21 protein-coding genes are annotated in these 21,042 nt (G+C 64.5%); 12 read left to right on the top strand and 9 right to left on the bottom strand.

From position 1 onward, the window contains the following. Positions 1–31: 31 nt before the first annotated feature. Positions 32–820 carry a 3-hydroxybutyrate dehydrogenase gene (locus D769_RS28575; protein ID WP_234707071.1) on the top strand — a complete coding sequence of 263 codons (789 nt, stop codon included), beginning with the start codon at positions 32–34 and terminating at the stop codon, positions 818–820. Positions 821–841: 21 nt separating this feature from the next. Next, positions 842–3,175 carry an FAD-dependent oxidoreductase gene (locus D769_RS28580; protein ID WP_008651990.1) on the top strand — a complete coding sequence of 778 codons (2,334 nt, stop codon included), beginning with the start codon at positions 842–844 and terminating at the stop codon, positions 3,173–3,175. 98 nt (positions 3,176–3,273) lie between these two features. Here the strand turns inward: D769_RS28580 and D769_RS28585 are convergent, their stop codons facing one another. Continuing rightward, the gene (locus D769_RS28585) at positions 3,274–3,885 is read right to left on the bottom strand and encodes a TetR/AcrR family transcriptional regulator (RefSeq protein ID WP_008651991.1); all 612 of its coding nucleotides are present in this window, start codon (positions 3,883–3,885) and stop codon (positions 3,274–3,276) included. Between the two features lie 280 nt (positions 3,886–4,165). Between D769_RS28585 and D769_RS28590 the strand changes: the two genes are divergently transcribed. From D769_RS28590 to D769_RS28605, 4 genes are read left to right on the top strand one after another with little or no spacing between them, the layout of a single operon-like run. Continuing rightward, the gene (locus tag D769_RS28590) at positions 4,166–5,152 is read left to right on the top strand and encodes a tripartite tricarboxylate transporter substrate binding protein (protein WP_008651992.1); all 987 of its coding nucleotides are present in this window, start codon (positions 4,166–4,168) and stop codon (positions 5,150–5,152) included. 41 nt (positions 5,153–5,193) lie between these two features. After that, positions 5,194–5,874, top strand: a complete 681-nt coding sequence (locus tag D769_RS28595) for a 3-oxoacid CoA-transferase subunit A (RefSeq protein ID WP_008651993.1) — start codon at positions 5,194–5,196, stop codon at positions 5,872–5,874. Beyond that, a complete protein-coding gene (locus D769_RS28600; RefSeq protein ID WP_008651994.1) occupies positions 5,867–6,568 on the top strand; it encodes a 3-oxoacid CoA-transferase subunit B in 702 nt (233 codons plus the stop codon). The genes D769_RS28595 and D769_RS28600 overlap by 8 nt, the downstream gene beginning before the upstream one ends. Before the next feature lie 52 nt (positions 6,569–6,620). Further along, positions 6,621–7,628: a tripartite tricarboxylate transporter substrate binding protein gene (locus D769_RS28605; RefSeq protein ID WP_085959100.1), complete on the top strand. Its 1,008-nt coding sequence runs from the start codon at positions 6,621–6,623 to the stop codon at positions 7,626–7,628. Between the two features lie 46 nt (positions 7,629–7,674). On the opposite strand, the gene D769_RS28610 is transcribed toward D769_RS28605, so the two are convergent. From D769_RS28610 to D769_RS28640, 7 genes are all read right to left on the bottom strand, one after another. Then, positions 7,675–8,565, bottom strand: coding sequence for an intradiol ring-cleavage dioxygenase (locus tag D769_RS28610; RefSeq protein ID WP_008651996.1), 891 nt, complete (start codon positions 8,563–8,565; stop codon positions 7,675–7,677). A gap of 41 nt (positions 8,566–8,606) precedes the next feature. Then, positions 8,607–9,674 carry a maleylacetate reductase gene (locus tag D769_RS28615; protein ID WP_008651997.1) on the bottom strand — a complete coding sequence of 356 codons (1,068 nt, stop codon included), beginning with the start codon at positions 9,672–9,674 and terminating at the stop codon, positions 8,607–8,609. A gap of 112 nt (positions 9,675–9,786) precedes the next feature. Next, the gene (locus tag D769_RS28620; protein WP_008651998.1) at positions 9,787–10,158 is read right to left on the bottom strand and encodes a hypothetical protein; all 372 of its coding nucleotides are present in this window, start codon (positions 10,156–10,158) and stop codon (positions 9,787–9,789) included. A gap of 198 nt (positions 10,159–10,356) precedes the next feature. Next, a complete protein-coding gene (locus tag D769_RS28625; RefSeq protein WP_008651999.1) occupies positions 10,357–10,761 on the bottom strand; it encodes an SRPBCC family protein in 405 nt (134 codons plus the stop codon). Beyond that, a complete protein-coding gene (locus D769_RS28630) occupies positions 10,758–12,062 on the bottom strand; it encodes an MFS transporter (protein ID WP_008652000.1) in 1,305 nt (434 codons plus the stop codon). The genes D769_RS28625 and D769_RS28630 overlap by 4 nt, the downstream gene beginning before the upstream one ends. 191 nt (positions 12,063–12,253) lie before the next feature. Further along, positions 12,254–13,441, bottom strand: a complete 1,188-nt coding sequence (locus tag D769_RS28635; protein ID WP_040011330.1) for an MFS transporter — start codon at positions 13,439–13,441, stop codon at positions 12,254–12,256. Positions 13,442–13,468: 27 nt separating this feature from the next. Next, positions 13,469–14,002, bottom strand: a complete 534-nt coding sequence (locus D769_RS28640; RefSeq protein ID WP_008652002.1) for a GNAT family N-acetyltransferase — start codon at positions 14,000–14,002, stop codon at positions 13,469–13,471. A 300-nt stretch (positions 14,003–14,302) separates the two neighbouring features. Here D769_RS28640 and D769_RS32095 point away from each other — a divergent pair, with 300 nt between their 5' ends. Next, positions 14,303–14,515 carry a hypothetical protein gene (locus D769_RS32095; RefSeq protein ID WP_152415104.1) on the top strand — a complete coding sequence of 71 codons (213 nt, stop codon included), beginning with the start codon at positions 14,303–14,305 and terminating at the stop codon, positions 14,513–14,515. A gap of 4 nt (positions 14,516–14,519) precedes the next feature. Continuing rightward, positions 14,520–15,542: an acetylserotonin O-methyltransferase gene (locus D769_RS28645; protein ID WP_241227918.1), complete on the top strand. Its 1,023-nt coding sequence runs from the start codon at positions 14,520–14,522 to the stop codon at positions 15,540–15,542. An 87-nt stretch (positions 15,543–15,629) separates the two neighbouring features. On the opposite strand, the gene D769_RS28650 is transcribed toward D769_RS28645, so the two are convergent. Then, a complete protein-coding gene (locus tag D769_RS28650) occupies positions 15,630–16,688 on the bottom strand; it encodes an AraC family transcriptional regulator (protein ID WP_081596875.1) in 1,059 nt (352 codons plus the stop codon). Between the two features lie 116 nt (positions 16,689–16,804). Between D769_RS28650 and D769_RS28655 the strand changes: the two genes are divergently transcribed. The 4 genes from D769_RS28655 to D769_RS28670 all read left to right on the top strand — a co-directional run bounded on the left by D769_RS28655 (position 16,805) and on the right by D769_RS28670 (position 20,942). Continuing rightward, the gene (locus tag D769_RS28655; RefSeq protein ID WP_008652006.1) at positions 16,805–17,860 is read left to right on the top strand and encodes a 3-keto-5-aminohexanoate cleavage protein; all 1,056 of its coding nucleotides are present in this window, start codon (positions 16,805–16,807) and stop codon (positions 17,858–17,860) included. 85 nt (positions 17,861–17,945) lie between these two features. Beyond that, complete coding sequence (locus D769_RS28660; RefSeq protein ID WP_008652007.1) at positions 17,946–18,770, top strand: SDR family NAD(P)-dependent oxidoreductase; 825 nt, start codon at positions 17,946–17,948, stop codon at positions 18,768–18,770. Between the two features lie 24 nt (positions 18,771–18,794). Further along, positions 18,795–19,535 carry a carboxymuconolactone decarboxylase family protein gene (locus D769_RS28665; RefSeq protein ID WP_008652008.1) on the top strand — a complete coding sequence of 247 codons (741 nt, stop codon included), beginning with the start codon at positions 18,795–18,797 and terminating at the stop codon, positions 19,533–19,535. 51 nt (positions 19,536–19,586) lie between these two features. Then, positions 19,587–20,942 (top strand): MFS transporter, encoded by a 1,356-nt coding sequence (locus D769_RS28670; RefSeq protein WP_008652010.1) that lies wholly within the window; start codon positions 19,587–19,589, stop codon positions 20,940–20,942. Positions 20,943–21,042: the final 100 nt, after the last annotated feature.

The raw sequence follows: 21,042 nt of genomic DNA on the forward strand, positions 1-21,042 counted from the left end.
TATCCAACTTACTCAACGTATCCAGGAGTTGATCATGACTAATCTGAACGGCAAGGTTGCAGTCGTCACCGGTGCGGCAAGCGGTATCGGCAAGGAAATTGCGTTGGAACTGGCGAAAGGCGGGGCCGCGGTTGCCATCGCCGACATGAATCTCGATGGCGCGAACGGCGTCGCAGATGAAATCCGGAAATCTGGCGGCAAGGCCATCGGCGTGGCCATGGACGTCACCAACGAGGACGCGGTCAATCAAGGCATCGACAAGGTCGCGGCGGAGTTTGGCTCAATCGATATCCTGGTCTCGAACGCGGGCATCCAGATCGTCAATCCCATCGAGAGCTATGCGTTTTCGGACTGGAAGAAGATGCAAGCCATCCATGTGGACGGCGCATTCCTGACGACGAAGGCCGCGCTCAAGCACATGTACAAGGACGACCGTGGCGGTGTAGTGATCTACATGGGATCCGTGCACTCCCACGAAGCTTCGCCGCTGAAGTCGGCGTACGTGACCGCGAAACATGGATTGCTGGGGCTGGCCAAGGTGTTGGCCAAGGAAGGCGCGGCTCATAATGTGCGCTCGCATGTTATCTGTCCTGGCTTCGTTAAGACGCCGCTGATGGAGAAACAAATTCCACAGCAGGCCAAGGAACTGGGCATCAGCGAGGCGGAAGTGGTGCGCAACGTCATGCTTGGCGGTACTGTCGATGGCGTCTTCACCACTGTGGAGGATGTCGCGCAGACCGTCCTGTTCCTTTGCACGTTCCCAAGCGCGGCACTGACCGGACAATCGTTTGTTGTCAGCCACGGCTGGTTCATGCAGTAATCGAACGCCCCAGGGAGCGATATGACGCACAAGCAGGTTGATTTCCTTTTGATCGGCGGTGGGCTTGCGAGCGCGCGCGCAGCGGAAACGCTGCGCAGAGAAGGCGCGACAGGCTCCATCCTCATGCTTTCGACAGAGTCGACCCTGCCGTATCTGCGGACGAGACTCTCGAAACAGTATCTGCAGGAGCCGTCAGAGGACTCCCAGTTCCTGCTGCACTCCGAGCAGTTCTACCGGGAGCAGGCGATAGATATCGCGCTGGACACGACAGTTGCATCCGTCGATCCCGTCCGTCAGATAGTAGAGACCTCGGTGGGCGCGCGCATCCACTACGGAAACCTCCTGATCGCAACCGGCGCGACACCGAGGCTGCTCGATGTCCCGGGGATGTCGCTCCAGGGCATCCACACCCTGAGGTCCAGGCAGGATTGCGATGCCATTCGCGATGCCGCATCGAAGGGCAAGCGCGTCGTGGTGATCGGTGGCAGCTTCCTCGGCATGGAAACCGCCATGACCCTGGGCGAAATGGGTCTCGATGTGACGGTGATCGAGGAGAGTGACCGACTGCTGCGTCATCTCGAATCCAGGATGCTGTCGGAGTTCTTCCGTCTGCACGCGCAGGAGCGCGGCGCATCCATCGTCCTCGAAGACGCGGTGGTGGCCCTGCATGGCCAACGCAAGGTGGCGGAAGTCGAAACACGCTCAGGCAGGAGGCTGCCGTGTGACGTTGTTGTCGTGTGCGCGGGAGTGGATCCGGCAACGCGCTTCCTCGAGGGTAGCGGGATCGCGCTCGAGAAAGGCTACGTTGCCGTAGACGAGTTGCTGCAGACGAACGTGCCAAACGTCTGGGCAGCAGGCGATGTCACGAGCTTCCACGATCCCGTCTTCGCCCGCCGGCGTCATATCGAGCACTGGGACAACGCCGCCAAGCAGGGCCGCCTCGCGGCGCTGAACATGCTTGGCCGCCGGATGCGCTATGACCTCGTCTCATACTTCTTCTGCGACGTAGGTGATATTGGCTTCAACATGCTCGGCGCTCCCGAGGGGGCCGACGAATGCATCGCACGGGGCTCGCTGGAGGACCGCTCCTTTGCGCTCTTCTACCTGAAGGACGATGTGGTGCGCGCCGTGTTCTCCATTGGACGACCAGCCACCGAGTTGCGCCTTGCCGAAGGGCTGATTCGGTACCGCACCAATGTGCTGCCGCAGAAAGCGGAGTTGGGCGACCCTGACTTCGCGCTCGATCAGTTGCCGGTGCAGACCGTGCTGATCCTGCAGGGTGGCGGCGCGCTTGGCGCGTTCGAGTGTGGGGTCGTCAAGGGTCTCGAGGAACGCAAGATCTTTCCTGACATCGTGGCCGGGATATCGATTGGCGCACTCAACGGCGCGATCATTGCCAGCAACCCCGGCAACGCGACTGAAGCGCTCGAGTCGTTCTGGTCCGATCTTTCGGTTTGCACCCCTCACTTTCATTCGGAGCCCTTGCGACGCGCCACGACGGCGATGCAGATACTGCAGCTTGGCGTGCCCAACTTCTTTCGGCCCCGCTGGATGCCCGCTTTCGACCAGCCTTGGGTCGCGCCATGGGACTGGACGAGCTTCTACGATACCTCCCCCATGAAAGCGCTGCTGGAGAAGTACGTGGATTTCGGCGGGCTACGCAACAGCCCGGTGCGATTGCTGGTCGGCGCCGTCAATGTCCTGACTTCGAAGTTCGAGATCTTCGACAGTTACGTTGACGACCTGACGCCGGATCATATCCTCGCCAGCGGCAGCTTGCCGCCGGGCTTCTCGTGGACATTCGTCGACGGGGTGCCCTACTGGGATGGCGGGATCGTGTCCAACTCTCCCCTCGACATGGTGACCGAACGCTGCGGCCCGGATGGGAAGCGCGTCTTCATTGTCGATCTTTTCTCCGGCGAAAAACCGTTGCCGTCCGGCATGATGGAAATCCTCGCGCGCCGCGACGAGATCGTGTACTCGGAGCGCATCCGTAGCGATCAGCGCGCACGCGAACTGAGAGACGCGTATCGCGAGCTTGTGGACTACATCCTTCAGGAAATCGAGCCTGTCAGGCGCGAGAAAATCAAAAGCCGTCCGCAGTACATCCAGCTCATGGGGGACGGCGCGCGCACGAGTATCTCGCGATTCGTGCGCGAGGGACCATCCGACGAGCCATCGTCGCGTGACTACGACTTCTCCAAGACGGCAATTCAGGCGAATATGGCCCAGGGGTATGCGGAGGTCACGGTGGTGTTGGGACCGATTCCAAACGCAAGCGATGGCCTGGTGCTAAAGCTGGGCGATTCGGATGAAAGTGTCACGGGGGATGTGTCAGACGGTGTCATGCCGTAAGCACTCGCAGCGATGGGCATTGAGCCACGCCGCGGCGGAACTCTGGTGACACCGGGATTGAACAGGCGCCCGCCTCGGGACTCTCCGATGGGCGCCCGCTATGCGCCCTTCCGCCCCTTGCCAGGCGTCGCCATCTTGCTCGCGAAGTACTTGAGCGCGGCGGTGGTGCCCTTGCGGTCCCCAGTCGTGATCAGGTCCAGTAGCAGCCCTCGCATCGTGGCGACTTCAACACGCGCGTAGAGCCGGGCTTCTTCTTCGCTGATGTTCATGCTTTGCTGCAGACGCTCAGCCAGCATCGAAGTCCAGCTACCGACGACGTCCTCCAGGAAGCCGCTGAAACGATCGCGATCGCGGATTGCCCTGCCGTAGATCTCGAACAGCAACTGCATCACGGGCAGATAGCCCGGCGCGGAATAGCGGTCCCAGGCGGCTTCCATCGCCGCGCCGCTATCCATACCGCCCGAGAACGCGCGCAGACGCGCCTGCTGCTCGGTATGTCGCACGCGAAACAGCAACGCCTGCCAGAAGCCATCGGCAGATCCGAAGTAGTAGATCAGCATTCGATGGCTGGTGCCCAGCGCATCCGCGACATTGCGCAGCGACAGGTCTCCCAGACCGTGAGCCAGCACGTGTTCTGTGGCGGCATCCAGCAGTTGAACGGCTTGCTCGCTGGATGAGCGGTCCGCGGCGGTGGTTTTGGCTTTCGGCATTCACTGGGCTCTTGGTTGGCGCGGCCCCGGCATGGAACGCCGTACCGCAGCGCGTCAATGTACCACGCAGTACATCAGCAGACGTCCCCCGGAGACACGCGGGACGGCGCCCCTTCCGCGATCCCGAAGGCCCGATTTGTGAATCGTGAATTCCATTGCTCCGGGCAGCGGCCTATCTTAGGTCGCGATCCGCGCTTCCGCGTATCGACACAGAACGACAAGAAACAGAACGGCACCGTCAGCCCAGCCATGTGCGCGAGCGCCGGACAAGGAGACAGGCATGACCATCAAGATGGGCGGGGCGCGTCTGGCCGCCGCATGGGTTGCGGCATCCGCATTGTCATTTGGCATGGCCGGTACCGCGCAGGCCGCCTGGCCAGAGCGGCCGATCCGGTTGATCGTGCCGGCCGCCGCAGGCGGTACCACTGATATCGCGGCCCGCCTGGTAGGCAAGCGCATGAGCGAGATCCTGGGCCAGCCGGTGGTGGTGGACAACCGTGCCGGTGGCGCCGGCATCATCGGCTCGCAAGCGCTGCTCCTGGCGCCGGCCGACGGCTACACGTTGATGATGGGCAACATTGGGCCGAACGCGATCAACTACGCGCTGTATCGCCAGCTGCCCTACAAACCCCAGGATTTCGCGCCGATCACGATGGTGGTCTCCGTGCCAAACGTGCTGGTGGTCAATGCCAAGGTGCCCGCGCGCAACGTGGCGGAACTGGTGGCGCTGGCGAAGTCCGAGCCGGGCAAGCTGTCGTTCGGGTCGTCGGGCTCGGGCCAGTCTGTGCACCTGTCGGGCGAACTCTTCAAGAAGCGCGCCGGCATCGACATCATCCACGTGCCCTACAAGGGCGCGGCGCCTGCCGTGGCCGATCTGGTGGCGGGCCAGGTGACGATGATGGTCGACAACCTGCCCAGTTCGCTGCCGCAGATCCAGGCTGGCAAGCTGCGCGCGCTGGCCGTGACCAGCGGGACGCGCGTGGCCGAACTACCCGACGTGCCGACGATGAAGGAAGCCGGCTTCGACGATTTCCAGGTGACGGCGTGGTTCGGCCTGGTGGCACGCGCCGGCACACCGCCGGCGGTGATCGCGCAACTGTACAAGGCCGCGGCAACGGCGCTGGCCGAGCCGCAGATCAAGTCCCGACTGGCTGAACTTGGCGGACAGGCCGGCGGCGACACGCCCGAGCACTTCGGCCAGTTCATCGAACAGGAGCGCCTGCGCTGGGCGCGGGTCGTCAAGGACACGGGCATTCCGCAGCAGTAGCCGCATCACCGTATCGCAGTTTCATCGGCAAAGGAGTTCTCATGATCGACAAGATCGCGCCCTCGCTCGCCGCCGCGGTTTCGGGCATTGGCGACGGCGCCACGGTGTTGGTCAGCGGCTTCGGCGGTTCGGGCATTCCCGACGAACTGCTCGATGCCTTGCTGGCGCACAGCGCGCGCGACCTCACCATCGTCAACAACAACGCCGGCAACGGCGATGCTGGCATTGCCGCGCTGATACGCGCGGGCCGCGTGCGCAAGGTCATCTGCTCGCACCCGCGTTCGAACAATGCCGAGGCGTTCATTGATGCGTATCGCGCCGGCAAGGTCGCGCTCGAGTGCGTGCCGCAGGGCACGCTGGTGGAGCGGATGCGCGCCGCAGGCGCCGGGCTCGGGCCGTTCTTCACGCCCACGGCGTATGGCACCGCGCTGGCCGAAGGCAAGGAAAGCCGCGTTATCAATGGCACCGGCTATGTGCTGGAACAACCGCTGCACGGCGACTTCGCGCTGATCAAGGCACACCGTGCCGATCGCTGGGGCAATCTGACCTACCGCTACGCGGGCCGCAACTTCGGGCCGGTGATGTGCACCGCCGCGCGACACACCATCGTGCAGGTCGACGAGATCGTCCCGCTGGGCGAGATGACGCCGCAACACGTGATGACGCCGGGAATCTTCGTCCAGACAGTGGTCCTGGCAACATCGGGAGACAGCCATGCATGACACCCTGCCCCGCCTCGGCACGCTGCCGCGACTGAGCCGCGCCCAGATGGCGCGCATCGTCGCCCATGACATTCCCGATGGCAGCGTCGTCAATCTCGGCATCGGGATGCCCACGCTCGTTTCCGACCAGTTGCCCGACGACCGCGAGATCGTGCTGCACAGCGAGAACGGCATCCTCGGCATGGGTCCGGTCATCCGCGAAGGCGAGACCGACCCGGACCTGATCAACGCCAGCAAGGAGCCGATCAGCCTGATCGCCGGCGCGTCGATCTCGGACCACGCGGTGTCGTTCACCATGATGCGCGGCGGGCATATCGATATCACGGTGCTGGGCGGATTCCAGGTCGCGGCCAACGGCGATCTGGCCAACTGGTCGACCGGCGAGCCCGATGCGATTCCCGCGGTAGGCGGCGCGATGGACCTGGTGGTGGGCGCGGCCAGGCTGTTCGTGATGATGGAACACGTGACGCGCGACGGACAACCGAAGATCGTCGAACGCTGCAGCTATCCGTTGACGGGCATCGGCGTAGTTGACCGCATCTATACCGACCTGGCCGTGATCGACGTTCGGCCCGGCAAGCCATTGCTGGTGACCGGCCTGGTCGAGGGCGTGTCGTTCGAAGCGGTGCAGGCGCTATCGGCCGCACCACTCACGCTGGCGACCGACTGCCGCGTGCTAAGGCCAGGGAGCTGAAAGCGTCGACGGATCGGGCAGGATCACCACCAGAACAAAAAAGGGGACAATCATGACCAGGATGACAACCGGAAAGATGAGCCTGACCGCCAGCATCGCGCTACGCGTGCTGCTGGCCACCACCGCCATCGCCGCCCTGCCGCTTGGCGCTCACGCAGCGGATGCGTGGCCATCCCGCCCGATTCAGTTGCTCATTCCCTACCCGCCCGGCGGCAGCACCGACCTGCTTGCGCGCCCGCTCGGCGCAAAGTTGCAGGAACGGCTGGGCCAGCCCATCGTCCTTGACTATCGCCCCGGCGCGGGCGGCACGATCGCCACGCAGGCGCTGGCCCGCAGCAAACCCGACGGCTACACGCTGATCATGGTGCTGGCCGCTCACGCGATCAATCCGAGCCTGTATCCCAAGCTGCCGTACGACACGCGCAAGGACTTCGCGCCGGTCTCGCTGGTGGCCAACCTGCCGTTGATCCTGGCCGGCAGCCCGTCGCTCAAGGCGCGCAACGTGCCCGATCTGATCGCCGCCGCCAAGGCCGCGCCCGGCACCATTACCTTCGGCTCCGCCGGCAACGGCAACACCGGGCATCTGGCTGGCGAACTGTTCGATTCGATGGCGGGCGTCAAGATGACCCACGTGCCGTACAAGGGTAGCGCCCAGGTGGTCAACGCCATGCTCGCCGGCGATATTCAGCTTACGTTCGACAGCATCTCGACCTCGATGCCGCAGATCCGCGCCGGCCGCATGACCGCGCTGGCCGTGACCAGCGCCAAACGCGCCGCGATGGCGCCCGATGTGCCGACGCTGGCCGAAGCTGGCGTGCCCGGCTTCGACATCAATGGCTGGTATGCCATCCTGGCCCCGGCCGGCACCCCGCGCGCCGTCGTCGACAAACTCAGCAGCGAGATTGCCACCGTGCTGACCCAGCCGGAACTCCGTTCGCAACTCGCCGCCAATGGCTACGAGCCGGTAGGGTCCACGCCGGCCGCCTTGGGCGCGCATATCGACGCCGAGCTGGCGCGATGGAACAAGGTGGTGCGCGACGCGGGCGTGAAGCTGGAGTAAGGACGCCAGCCTCGGCCCTCAGCCCTCAGTCCCCTGCCCTCTGCCGTCAGCCCTCTGCCTTGGGGACCGGATCGAGCACGAAGTCGTAGCGTGCTTCACGAAACGGCCCATCGAAGCCGAAGCGCCGCGCCAGCGGATGGTCGGCGGGCCGCTCCTCGTAAGCCACCTGCAGCGATGGCTTGACGCCGAACACCGCGTCCGAGTCCAGGTACGGATCGCCCCGGTTGAACAGGTGTGTGACCAGCCGGCGATGGCCCGGCGCGTCGATCATGAAATGCAGGTGCGCCGGCCGCCACGGATGCCGTCTGGTAGACGTGAGCATGTGGCCGACCGGCCCGTCGGTCGGAATCGGATAGCTCACCGGCACGATGGTGCGGATGGCGTAGTAGCCCTCGTCGTCGGTGCGATAACGGCCGCGCAGGTTGCCCGTAGGCTGCGCAGTGTCCTGGCCCGAATACATGCCGTTCTCCGCGGTCTGCCAGATGTCGAGCACCGCGCCACGCAGCGGCGTGCCATCGGCGGAGAACACGCGACCATGAACCAGCGCCGGCGTGCCCCGCGTAAGGGCCATGTTCTCTCCTGCCGAGCGGTCGGGCATCCCGGCAATGTAGAACGGGCCAAATACGGTGGTCTCGGTAGCGCCCGTGGACTGCCGGTGGTTGATCGCATCGACCAGCATCGACACCCCCAGCGTGTCCGACAACAGGATGAATTCCTGCCGGACCAGCCCGTCGCACATCTTGCCGGTATCGGTCAGGAACTGGATGGCGGCGAACCACTCCGCTTCCGTCGGCTCGCACTCGCGCACATAGGCGTGAAGGTGGCGCACCAGCCCTTGCATCAGCGCGCGCAGGCGAGGGTCTGGCGTGTCGGCAAAGCGGGCGACGACCTGCTCGGTCAGCGCGGCTTCGGCGGCTGCGTGGGGCGTTGCCTCCATGGTGTCTCTCCTTTGTGTTGGTTTCCGTGCGCCGATCCGTCTCAGGCCGGGCTCTCGCCGCGCCAGGCGCGTTCCAGCAACGCCCGGATCGGCTCGCGCTCGACCGGCCTCGGGTTGTAGTAGGGATTGGCGCAGGCCAGCGTGGCGGCCTCGTCCAACCCATCCTCGGGCATACCGATGGCCGACAACGCCGTGGCGATACCCAGCGACTGGTTCAGCCGGAACAGCAACGGGCCGGCATCCTGCGCGCGTTCGCCACCCAGCGCCCGCGCCACGCGTGCCAGCGCAAGCGGCGCGGCGGCGTGGTTGTAGTGCGCGGTATGCGGTAGCAAGATGGCATGGGTCTGCGCATGGGGCAGGTTGAAAGTCCCGCCCAGCGTGTGGCAAAGCTTGTGATGGATCGCCATGCCAACCGAGCCAAGGCAGGCACCCGCCAGCCACGCGCCATATAGCGCGTCGCCACGGGCGTCGATATCGTCCGGCCGCCGCACCACGGTGGGCAAGGCCCCGGCCAGCGCGCGGATCGACGCCTCGGCCATCAGGCTGATAATCGGGTTGGCGTCCTCGGCGTATAGCGCCTCCACCGCGTGCGCCATCGCATTCATGCCGGAGGCGGCGGAGATCTCCACCGGCAACGTCAGCGTCAGTTCAGGATCGTAGAGGACCGTACGCGGCAGCACGCGCGCGTCGCGGCCGGTCTGTTTCAGGCGCCCTTCGGTCAGGCCGTAGATCGGTGTTACCTCCGATCCTGCGTACGTGGTCGGCACCGCGATGATGGGTTGCCCCGAAACGAGGGCGATAGCCTTGCCAAGCCCGATGGTGGACCCACCGCCAACCGCCACGTAGCAGTCAGCACCCAGCCGCGCGGCCTCGTCGCGTGCGGCGTGGGCCACCTCCACCGGCACATGCATCACGGCCTCGCTGTAGACGCCTGCGGAGCACTCGCCCAGCAATGCGGCCACCCGCTCGCCAAGTGCCCGATGCCCGGGCGTGGTCAGTACCAGAGCCCGCCGCGCGCCTAGCCGCAGCACCTCCTCGGGCAACGCCGCCAACCGGCCCGCGCCGAAGACCACCCGCGACGGCGTGGCTTGATAAACGAACGATTCCATCCCCTCTCCCAAGGCATCGACCCACCGAATGCGCTTCAGTGTAGTCCCGCTTCGCATGACGCACATGTTGGGCGAGCGGGCGACCGAATCGCCCGGCTCGCGCCTGACTCAATCAATGCGGCAGGACGGTCAGGCCCGTGGCGCCGCTGGAAGTCGTCCTGCGCTCGCTCCGGAGTACGCCGTTCTGATCGAACTCGAACAGCACCGTCGACGACAGGATGTCGCCGCCGGCGAACAGCGGACCGATAAAGGGAAGAAAGCTCTCCGGATGCGGCTTCGAGGTCGCATACGCGTAGACCAGCACGATCGCCCCGTCGCTGGTTGTCGCCTGCGAGGTTGGATTGCCAAGCTGTCCGGTCACGTCATCGAGCGTGGAGAAGCCCAGAATGAAACTCTGCATCTGCTCGGGCTTGACATCGATACCAGTCGATACGCAGGCGGCCATGAGGCCGCACACCGCAACCATTGCGTAGAACCGGTTCATATCGTCACCGCCCTGCTTCCTGGGCCGTGACTGCAGACGTGCTGGTCGTCGTGGCCCGAGTCTGGCCGGGCAATACGCCCAGTCCATCCCCTGCCTCAAGCATAGAACTTCCGAGGCCCAGGAAAAACGCCCGCAAAAGCGGGCGTCAATGCAGGGGCCAGGTCCGTGGAGCAACGCCAACGGCGTTGCGGACGCCTCTCAATGCGATTCCACGTAGCGCTTGAAGTTGTTCAGGATGGCCTGCCAGCCTTGTTGCTGCTGCTCGACCGGGTACTCCGTCTCGGCGACGAAGCTCACCCGCACGGTGACCCCCTGCGGTGCCTCGAGGAACTCGACCTTGGCAGTCCGGTCCCCGAACGCGTATTCGATCAGCTTGTTTTCCACGATCTTCGTGTAGGTACCGGCGAAATCGAAACCCATACTGCCGTCCTTGGCCTCCATCCGCGAAGAGAAGGCACCCCCCTCCCGCAAGTCAACCGTGGCGGCCGTGGTGTGCCAGTCGTCGGACGCGGCATTCCATTGCTTGATGTCTTCCGGCGTCGTATAGGCGCGCCACACCTTTCCGACAGGCGCTGCAACAGTGGTTTCAACGGTAACGTTCATAGACTCTCCCGACTCTCGTTCAAGGCCTCGGCTTGCGCCGTCAAGGCTGGCTCGCCATCCCGGGTGGCAATCAGCGCCTTCGGCGCCAGCGGGATCACGGCCAGGATCAGCCCATACACTGCGGTGGTGGCAATCACGCAATAGGTGAATCCGTGCGAGGGCACGCTATTGTAGATCCAGGAGCCCAGCAGATCGCCAGCGCGCCCCGAGAGCGCGAGGACCCCATCCACCAGCATCATCAGGGTGCCTTGCAGGCCCGGCGGGCACGACCGCATCGCGAGGTCGAGATAGGCTGCCGTGGCGATGCCGCCCATCAGCCCGATTGGCGCGGCCAGCACCAGCGCAAGGTCGGCGGAATGGATGAACGCCAGCGGGACCATCTGCGGCACGGCGATGATCGTGCCCCACCACAGCAGCCTGTTCAGGGCCACCCGCTTGCACAGATAGCCATAAAGCAGGAACGTCGGCACAAATGCGGCAGCGAAGATGCCGTTGTAGTACGAGTAGACGGAGTCCGACGCGTGCAGTTCGTTGGTCAGGTAGAACTGCAGCGGCGTGGCGGAGCCCGGGGCGAAGTTCCACAGAAAGCAGATCAGCACTGCCGGATAGACGGCCTTGTGTCTGACCAGCCGCCTGACGTTCCCGACGAAATCGGTGGCGCGGGCCAGGGGCCTGTCATAGATCTGGCCGAAGACCGACGGGGGTTTCCAGAGCGCCAGCGCGACGATCAGCAGATTGACGATCGCCACCAGGAAGAACGCTTCCGCCGCCGCCAGATGGTCGGAGACATAGCCAGAAGCAAAGGCGCCCGCCACGACCGGAACGGACCCGATCACGTTCCACAGCGCGCTCAGGCGGCCGGACATGAGCTTTTCCTGGCCGACCAGGGCGATCAGCCCCTGATAGGCGGCCGCGACGAACCGGAATGCCAGCATGGCCATCAGTGTCCCGGCCAGAAGCCCGGTGTACGAGAACCCCGAATACGCCATCCAGACGCAGGCCAGCGCGGTCATCGGCGCGAATATCAGGAAGTAGCCGCGATCCCGTAGCCCGAGCGGGTTCCATTGGTCCCGCGCCAGTCCGAAAACGAACGCCACATAGACGGGGATGCCCGTCACCAGCCGAAACGTGGAAATCTGCGTTGCCGTCGCGTGCAACTCGTTCTTGAGGACGTACGACGTCTGGATATCGACGAGCGCACCGGCCGGCGTCGCCAGATAGATGAACAGGGTCAGCCAACCAAAGTACAGCAAGGTTCGGTCGTTGCCCTCGGAGCCCTGATGACCTGAAGCGGCCAGCATCGTCGTATCCACGCGGCAAGACTGCGATGGTGATTCGCTCTGGTCCTGGGACCGGAACGGCTAGCAGCACGGCCCCTTGGAGTGCCCGTGACAGCACACAGCGGCTGCTCGAAATAAGTGTAGGTAAGAAAACGTGGTCGCACCGCGCTCAGGTGTCCGCCCTTGATCCCGCCGCATGGGTGGGTTTCCATTCACGCCGGGCGGCGACGAAGCAGCAGGAAGCCCAGAATGCCCAGTATCGGGCCCGGCAGCAGAATCCAGGACGTCTTCAACCCCAGTTCGCCGAGGTAAGTGGACGCCAGCGCAATGGACACCACGGTCAGCGCGAAGCCGATCGAGTTCTGTATGGCAAGCGCGCCCCCAACCAATGTTGGCGGGCAGGCCCTGGCCGCCAGGGCCGAGAACTGTGGCGAGTCCGCGATGACGGTCGCCCCCCAGACCAGGAAGAAGCACAGCAGCCAACCCGGCGAGAGCGCATCGGCGGCGAATGGCAAGAGCAGGCAGCAGGTGCCGGAGATCGCCAACGCGCCCAGCGCCACGCCGGCGCTATCCACCCAGCGGGTCAGCAGGCCACCTGCAATGCAGCCAAGGGCGCCGATGCCGATGATCGCGAATGCCAGCGCGGAAATACTGAGTCCACCGAAACCGGACGGCAGCGACGAACGGGCGACGAGCATCGGCAATACCGTCCAGAACGCGTAGAGCTCCCACATATGCCCGAAGTAGCCCACCGCCACGGCTCTGAACCGGCGATCGCGAAAGGCACGCAGCGGATTGCCGGGACTTGGCGCGCCATGCCGGCGCACCGGCAGATGCGGCCCATTGCCCAGGCAGAGCACCAGCACCGCCGCCGCGCAGGCCAGCAGCGACGAGCCCGCCATGACGTACGGCCAGGGCCACTGGGCTGCGGCGATACGCAAGCCGTGTGGCAGCGCGGTCCCCAGCGTCAGCATTCCTACCAGCAATGCCAGCGCCGCGCCCGCCCTGTCCGGCGCCCAACTGATGATCAGCTTCATGCCGATCGGATAGATGCCCGCCAGGCACACCCCTACCGCGAACCGAAGCGCGATGGCGGCAGAGAAATCACCGGACAGGCAGGCGAACCACGCGTTGAACCCTGCCCCGAGCAGGGCCGCCAGGCCGAAGATCCGGCTCGCGGAGAACCTGTCGGCGAGCCCCAGCAAGGCAAAAGCCATGGTGCCGAGAATGAACCCGGCCTGGACCGCCGCCGTCAGCGTGCCGATATTGGCTGCCGTCAGCCCCCACGTCCGGACGAGGTCATCGGCGGCACTGTTGGCGCTGAACCAGAGTGACGTGCCAAACAACTGCGCGATGGCGATCGTCAGCACCGGCGAGAATTGAGCGGATCCCCGTTTCACGGTTGTGTTCGATCCGAGCCTGCCGGATTACCGCTGGGCGACGTCCGGGGTGCTGCGATGATCGATATTGAGCTGCATGAATACCAGGTCGAGCCACTTGCCGAACTTCATGCCAACCTCCTTCATCAGGCCGACCTGCTCGAAGCCAAGCTTCTCGTGCAGGCGGATCGAACTGGCATTTCCAGCCTCGATGGCGCCCACCATGATGTGCTTGTTCAGGTCGCGCGCGCGCTCGATGAGCGCCTGCATCATCAGCCCGGCAATGCCCCGGCCCCGCTGGTCGTTCCGGATATAGACCGAATGCTCCACCGTATGGCGATAGCCGTCGAAAGCACGCCAGTCGCCGAACGACGCATAGCCCACCACGGCCCCCGCCTCGTCCTGCGCGACCAGCACCGGAAAGCCCGCCTTGCGGCGCGCGGCCAGCCAGTCCTTGCGATTGTCCACGTCGACCAGCACTTCGTTCCAGATCGCCGTGGTGTTCGCCACCGCATCGTTATAGATCGCGCAAACCGCTTCCATGTCGTCCGGCGTGGCATCGCGAATCGTGATTTCTGACATTGTTTACCCCTTGTTTTCTGTTCCACCTTTTCAGGCGCAGACGCAAGCATCCGCTACCTCTTCGACCTTTGCAATCGGGCACATCGCAAGCCCTGCCCAACTGGTAGCCACCGACGTGACCGCCCGCCGGCTTGACATCGCGCATCTGGAAGCCCCGATCAACGTGGATGTCACGTCAGCCCCCCGAGGTTCGTGCCCACCGCGATATCGACCATCTCTCCGGAAATGATTGACGAAAGCGCTTCTGCTCGCACCCTTGCGACTGATAGCCTACCTTTGTCAGAATCGCCAGAGCCGGTCGTGAAAGATCAGAACGCGACAGAATCCGTCCGCAACCGCTTGATCAAGGCGGCGCTGGATGGCTTCCTCGCCGACGACTATCACTACGTCACGACCCGCCGCATTGCCCAATTCGCCAAGGAGAATGAGCATGACGTTCCAGATGAACGCAGGTGCCGTGCGCCGATTCGCCAAGGCCATGAGGTTCGGCGCCTGGCTTCAATCGATCACTGACAGGATGACGCCAGCCCCTTTCCGGCTGGTGCAGATCGGCTCGGCCTACTGGCAATCGAAAGCGCTCTACGTGGCGGCGAAGCTGGACCTGGCGACTGTCCTGGGAACGGCAACCCTGACGGCATCTGCGCTGGCCAGCCGGGTCGACGCCAATGAAGATGCGCTCGGACGCCTGATGCGACTGCTTGCAGCCATGGGCATCTTCGAGGAAACGGCCCCGATGGTCTTCCGCAACAACAAGCTCTCCCGGTGCCTGACGCGCGACGATCCCAAAAGCGTCCGGGCCATGATCCTGATGCACAACTCGGAAACCATGAGCCGCCCATGGTTCGAGCAACTGGAGGCTGGCATCCGCAGCGGCACGCCACCGTTTCAACTCAGCCACGGCGAGGACCTGTTCGATTACCTGGATCATCACGCCGATTTCGACCGGCTTTTCTCGGAAGCCATGAACAGCGTCGAGGCACTGGCTGGCGACGGCTTTGCCACGGATCTGGATTGGGGCCGTTTCGACCGCATCATCGACGTTGGCGGATCACGGGGCACCAAGTCGCTGGCAATCCTGCGACGCCATCCAAGGTTGGCGGCACTGATCGTGGATCGGCCCCAGGTCATCGAGGAAGCCCGACGCTACTGGGCAGAGCACCATGCGGATGGCCTCGAACGCCTGCAATTTCAGGCTGCGAACCTGTTTGAAAGCCTGCCTGCGGCTGGTCCGAAGGATGTCTACCTGTACTCGGCCGTCCTGCATGGCTTTGACGACCCTGCCTGCGTGCAGGCATTGCTACGGCTCCGCGAAGCCATCGGCAACAGCGGCGCCCGCGCGGCAATCCTGGAGATCGTTGTGCCTGAAAAAAACGCCGACATCTCCAGCGCATCGTTCGACATGCAGATGTTCGTCGGCAGCCGGGGGCGCGAACGCACCTTGACCGAATGGAAGGCAATCATTCAAGCCGGCGGCCTGGCGCTTGAAGAGGTCGTGCGTCTCCGGTCGCTCGGGAGCATTCTGGTGTTGCGTGCGGGGTGAAGTGGACGGTTGCGTTGAGAACGTTGAAAGAGCGTTGAGTTGGTGCCTTTGGGTCGTGAAGCGACAAGCAAGGGCTACTGGCCCAGATCAATCACGCTGCAAGGTGAGCCGGGGCCGGCGCCGCTGACCGGCGCGCAAGGTGCCGGGCGCGACGCCCTGCCACCGCATGAAGGCCTTGTTAAAGCCGGCCTGTGTCTTGAACCCCAATGCCCGCGCGACATCTCCAAGCGGCATGTCCGTATTGGCCAGCAGCCGTCGCGCCAGCGTATCGCGCTCCTCGTCCAGCAGGTGGGCAAACGAGGTGCCGTGATCCTGCAGGTGGCGATGCAACGTAAAGCGGTGAACCGCGAACAGCGCGGCCAGCCGCGGTGCAGTGCATTCGCCCAGCAGCATCAGATCGCGGATTGCATGCCGAACCTGCCCAAGGAAATCCGGCGCGACATGTGACTCCAGTTCGCCCAGGTAGCGCACCACGGAGGACTCCACCGCCTCGCCTGCCACACCGCCGACGCCGCATCGTTGCTCGAGCGTGGCGGCCGGAAACACGAATTCGTCGCGCGGCTGGCCGAAGCGGACATCGGAACCGAAGTGTGCCGCATACGGGCCAAGCTCCAACGGCGGCGGCCGCGACAAGGACACAGCCGCCGGCATCCAGAGCTTGCCGAGAACCAGACGGAACAACTGGAGGTTGGCCGCCAGGTAGGCCGTCAGCAGCGCTTCACGGCCAGCAAAGGCGCCGTCGATTTCAATCGAGAAGACGGCGTAGCCATCGCGCACGGTCAGCGCCGTGTTGATGCCCCGGTACCAGATCCGACCATAGCGCAGCAGGCCCTCCGCGGCATCGCGCACGCTCCGCGAGGACAGCAGCAGCAGGCGCAGCGGGCCCGCGTTTTCCATATTGGCGCGCGCGCCGACCTGCACTGCGAGATGGGGCCGGCCGGTCGCGTCGGCCGCATCTGCCAGGATGCGGCCGCATACCTGTAGCGCCAGGGGTGCCATGGGTTCATGCAGCGACGCGAGCCTGATCCCATGACGCTCCAGGATCGGCCAGGGATCGTCGCCCTGCGCCTGAAGTACTTCGACCACCCGCGCAAGCGTGCCAACTGGCACGGAGCGGCTCTCGGGCTTCAAGGTTCGGGTTTTCACCAGATGTGATCATCAGATAAAAAATAGTGACAGAAGGATAAACGCAGGATCGGACAGCCGTCCAGAATACCTGCACCGCCCCCACTGCAAAGGGCTTCACCTTCAGGAGACTATTCATGCATTTTCTCGACGACAGCCTGCTTCCCGAGAACCAGGAAAAGCTGGTGATCCAGGTCGCGCCCTACGGCCCCCAGTTTCTGCCATCCGACTCGGACGACATTCCGGTGAGCATGGATGCTCAGATTCAGAAGGCCATCGATTGCTATAACGCCGGCGCCACAGTGCTTCATGTGCATGTGCGCGAGGCAGACGGCAAGGGCTCCAAGCGCCTGTCGATGTTCAACGAGATGCTGGCCCGTCTGCGTGACGCCGTTCCGGACATGGTGCTGCAGGTCGGCGGCTCGATCTCGTTTGCGCCGGAGGGCGAAGGCAAGGCCGCCGAGTGGCTGGACTATGACAGTCGCCATATGCTGGCCGAACTGGACCCCAAGCCGGACCAGGTGACCATTGCGATCAACACCAGCCAGATGAATATCTGCGAGATGCTGACCGCCGACGACGTCAAAGGCACCATCCTCGAGAAGCCTGAATACTTCAAGGCATACAGCGAGATGGTGGTCGACGCCAAGCCGTCGTTCTTCATCGAGCACCTGGAGCGCCTGAGCCGGGCCGGAATCCAGCCGCACTTCATGCTCGGTCACGTGGCCCAATTGGAGACCGTTGAGCGCCTGATCCGCAAGGGCCTGTATCGCGGCCCGCTGATCCTGAACTATGTCGCCATCGGCGGCGGCGCGGCCGGCCTGCACCCTGCTGACATGATCGAGTTCGCGCGCCGCACGCCGGACGGCGCCGTGCTGACGATCGAGAGCGCCATGCGCGCGGTGCTGCCGATGAACGCCATGGCGATCGCGCTGGGGCTGCATGTGCGCGTGGGCATCGAGGACAACCTGTGGGGCCGCAAAGGCGAACGCATGACCTCGGTGCAGCAGATCGAGCAGACCGTGCGCCTGGCGCGCGAGCTGGGCCGCGACGTAGCCAACGGTACGGAAGCGCGCCGCATCTACAAGATCGACGAGTGGTACGACAGCGCCGACGAGACCATCCGCCAGCTGGGCATGGCGCCGAACCGCAAACCGGGCCAGCGCGGCTTCACGGTGCCGGGCAGCGTCTGAGCACAGCCATGCCGCCACGTCACGCGCGGCGCTCCGGCTGCGCGTGACGTTTATCTCCGAATACCGTTTCCGGCAGAGACCAATCATGAAGCTGAGCAACAAGATCGCCTTGGTGACGGGCGTTGGCCCAGGCCTGGGCCAGGGCATCGCCGTGGCACTGGCACGTGCAGGCGCCGACCTGGTGATTTGCGACATCAACCCGGCGTCGCTGGCCGCCGCGCGCGAGGCGGTCCTCGCCGAGGGCCGCAGCTGCCTTTCCGTCGCTTGCGACGTGTCGTCGAGCCAGCAAGTGGCCGACATGTTTGCGCAGGCGCGCGAGGCCTTTGGCACGGTACATATCCTTGTCAACAATGCCGCGCTGACCCCCAACCGCCCGGTGGATACCGAGCGCCGCAACCAGCTCTATGCGTACCTGCAAACGCCGGTGCCACGCGCATCGCTCGGCTTCACCAGCGAGATCACCGACGAAGAATGGCTGCGATATTGGGGCGTAAACGTGCATGGGACCTTCTATTGCACCCGAGAAGCACTCCGGCTGATGCAGCCGCAACGCTACGGCCGCATCGTCAATATCGCCTCGATCGCCGGGATCTCGTCAAAGAGCGCGCACAGCCCGCACTACAGCGCCACCAAGGGCGCCGTGGCGGCCTTCACGCGCTCCGTGGCGCTGGAAGTGGCCGGGGCGAACATTTACGTCAACGCGATGGCACCTGGCGGCGTCGCGACACCGGCCTTCAACGAGTATCTGGAAAGGATCGGCGAGGACGGCCGCAACCGGCTCTGGCAAGGCTGCCCGGCGGGCCGCTTCGGCACCGTGGAGGAGTACGCCGCAACCGTGCTGCACCTCGCCAGTGACGAGCACTACCTCGTAGGCCAGGTCATCAGCCCAAATGGCGGCTCGGTGATCTGAGGCCGCCCTCAGACTTAGAAAACCATGCAACTCAATCTATTTCCACACTACAAGGCGCTGCGCGATACCGGCGTGCTCGGCAGCGAGCTCGATCCGCTGACTGACTGGGATCCCAACTGGATCGCTGGCTGGGTCGCACTGGCGCGCGATGCGCAAGCTGACGATGTGCTTGACCCCAAGCTGGTCGCGCTAATCCGCCTGAATCTCGATGTCACCGCCACCCACCTGTACAAGCCGGGTGTGTCCCGCCACGTGCGCGAGGCCATCCGCCTGGGCGCCACCCGCGCCGAGATCCTGGAAGTGTTCAAGCTGGCCAGCGTGGTCGGCATCCACGCCTGCGCGGTTGGCGTGCCGGCGCTGGCCGAGGAGCTGGCGCGCGCCGGCATTCCCGATGACCCCGTGGCGCCCGGCGCCACGCCGGTGTGCGACGCGGTGCGTGCCAACGGCATGTTCAATCCGCTGTGGGAGACGCTCTATCGCTGGGATCCACAGTACCTTGAAAAATTCCTGGCAATGGGCTTCGGCCTGTGGAAGGACAACATCCTGCCGCCGCTGTGGATCGAGTTTCTCTGCATCGCCGGCGATGCCGCGATCACCCACATGTACGCCCACGGCACCCAGCGGCATATCGAAGCCGCGCTGCGGCTCGGCGCCACGCGCGCGCAGATCCTGGCGGTGCTGAAGATCGTCAGCCTGCAAGGCATCGAGGCCTGCGAACTCGCGGTGCCGATGCTCGACCGCGCCATGCGGGAAACCGCGGCCTGACCCCCGGGGCCGGACTTGCCGGCCTCTTCCCGCAAAGTCCAGGAGTACGCCGTGCATCCATTCGCCCCCACTGCAGGCAATTCAGCATCGCTCCATCAGGATGCCGACACGCTCGCCGCCATCTATCGCAAGATCATGTGGCGGCTGCTGCCGTTCCTGTTCGTTGCCTACGTGCTGAACACGATCGACCGCATCAACATCTCGTTCGCCAAGCTACGCATGGCCAGCGACCTTGGACTATCGGATGCTGCCTATGGCATCGGCGCGGCGGCCTTTTTCGCCGGGTACATCCTGTTCGAGGTGCCAAGCAACCTGTATATGCAGAAGATCGGCGCCCGACTGACCATCACACGCATCATGCTGCTGTGGGGCCTCGTGACGATCGCCACCAGCCAGGTCAGCTCGCCGGATGCGCTTTACGTCGCGCGCTTCCTGCTCGGCGTGGCCGAGGCAGGCTTCTTTCCGGGCGTCATCCTCTACCTGACCTACTGGTTCCCGGCGCAGCGCCGCGGACGGATCACCTCACTGTTCCTGATGTCTGGCACCTTCGCCGGAATGATCAGCGGCCCGCTGGCCGCGGCGATCATGCTCCACCTGGACGGATGGATGGGACTGCGCGACTGGCAGGCGCTGTTTGTGGTGGAAGGCATCCCCGCGATGCTGCTCGCCCTCGTCGCTTATCGCTTCCTCGACGACGGTCCGACACAGGCGACTTGGCTCAGTCCGACAGAAAAGGCGCTGCTCGCCAGCGATCTTGGCAAAGAGGTCCACGCACAACAACACGGCGGTATCAAAGCCCTGCTCAAGGATCCACGCATCTACATGATCGGCCTGACCTTTCTTTCGATCTATGCCAGCACCAATACCATCGCGTACTGGATGCCCACGCTGATCCAGGGCTTTGGTGAGACCCAGGTGACACGCATCGGCTGGATCTCCACACTGCCCTATGTACTCGGACTGGTGACGATGTACCTGCTGGCACGCAGCTCGGATCGCCATCTGGAACGGCGCTGGCACGTCGCGGGCTGTCTCCTGGTGGCAGCGGCCAGCTTCCTGCTGATGGGTATCGTGCGCGATCAACTGGTGCCTTCGGTGCTATGCATGACAATCGGCGCCGCTGCATGCCTCGCGGCGCTGCCGGTGTTCTGGACGATCCCGCCTGCATATCTCGGCGGCACGCAGGCGCCTGCCGGCATCGCCTTCGTCAGCAGCCTTGGGGGCGTGGCGGCCCTGCTGAGCCCAATCGCGGTGGGTGCGATCAAGACCCGCACCGGAGACCTTTACCTCGCGTTCGACCTGCTTGCTGTACTGCTGGCGGTGGGAGCGGTCGTTCTGTTGCTTGCGTTGCCGGCCCGGCTGCTGGGGCGCAGCCGCCAGCCTGGCGACGGGGCCGACCAAGCCTAGCCAATGCAGCCCAACACGCATAGTCCGCTGATTGAGGATCTGGGAGGTGCCGCCCAGCGCCCCATCGCGGTGGGCTGAAGCGGGCTGCGGTTCGGCGGTT

The organism is Cupriavidus sp. HMR-1 (genome assembly GCF_000319775.1).
Taxonomy (GTDB): domain Bacteria; phylum Pseudomonadota; class Gammaproteobacteria; order Burkholderiales; family Burkholderiaceae; genus Cupriavidus; species Cupriavidus metallidurans.